At 47.4% G+C, this 1155-nt stretch carries 2 protein-coding genes; both read left to right on the top strand.

The genetic code is table 11. From position 1 onward, the window contains the following. The coding region (locus tag NZ772_19315) for a cytochrome b/b6 domain-containing protein (GenBank protein ID MCS6815707.1) at positions 1–219 on the top strand (219 nt) is incomplete at its 5' end. Positions 220–862: 643 nt separating this feature from the next. After that, a complete protein-coding gene (locus NZ772_19310; GenBank protein ID MCS6815706.1) occupies positions 863–1033 on the top strand; it encodes a transposase in 171 nt (56 codons plus the stop codon). Positions 1034–1155: the final 122 nt, after the last annotated feature.

The raw sequence follows: 1155 nt of genomic DNA, 5'->3' as shown, positions 1-1155 counted from the left end.
ACCAGCCTTGGATTACACCTGCTGGTCGGGGCCAAAGTCGGTGGAATTCCACTGCTAGTATCGATGTTTAATTGGAAAATGCGTAACGATGATACTCCGCGCTCTTGGCTTCAGGGAATCAAACTTGAACACTCTAGCTTAGTTTTGAAGATCATTGAAGGCATTGTGATTGGAGGTATTGTTATGGCATTTATCCTGCCAATTTTTAACTTCTCATAGCGTTGTTGTACAAAAGAGGGGTTGCGGGCAAGAGCAGCATGGTAAATTTCAGCTATCACACCAACATGTACCTTGAACACTCCCTATCGCATCCGCAACTGGTCTGAGGATAACGCTGAATTGCAACAACAGGGAAGCCTCACGTCTGGATTGACGAATCAGTCCTAGAGAACCGGCTGGTGCCAGACTTCAGCAGTAAACCAGGAGCCTCACTAGACTGTAGCGACACCTAGCTATAGTAACGATCGCCACTGTGAAAGCAGTCTATCGACTGGTAGGACGGTAATCTCTAGGGCGTGTCATCAATTAGAGTAGTTGACTGTTTAGGCATAGCATGGGGATAGTTTAGGGCACCTCGAAAAATCCAATCAAGCCTGTCTCACATCAAGAAAACAATGAGATCATTGAGGAGTAGACCAGCTATCCATTCACAGCTATGGGACAACAAAGCCTTTGGGATCTAGAACAGCGTTACGAAATCCTAGCCTAGAAACAAGACATCCTAATTCGTCTAGACGAGATCGTTCCCTGGCAAGAGTTTCGCCCCATCCTAGAGCAAATTCATCACAAACCTCGCAAAAGCAACGCCGGAGGCAAACCCACCGATGCCTTACTCCTGTTCAAGATTCTGATATTGCAGCAGTTGTACAACATCAGCGACGAATCCATAGAGTACCAAATCAACGACTGCCTATCGTTCATGCGCTTTCTCCATCTAGGGATTGAAGAGCGCCTTCCCGATGCCACAACCCTGTGGTTATGTCGTCAGCAATTGACATCGCAGCAGTTAATCGAACCCTTTCGAGCAGTTTGATCGCTATCTCAGGAGCTACGGTTATCAAGCCGCAGGCGGTCAAATCATGGATGCCACCCTAGTTCCCGTGCCCAAACAGCGCAATAGTCGAGAGGAGAACAAGCAGATTAAAGACGGAGAGA

The sequence above is a fragment of the Cyanobacteriota bacterium genome, assembly GCA_025054735.1.
GTDB lineage: Bacteria > Cyanobacteriota > Cyanobacteriia > SKYG9 > SKYG9 > SKYG9.
This window is presented reverse-complemented; position numbering and strand designations above follow the sequence as displayed.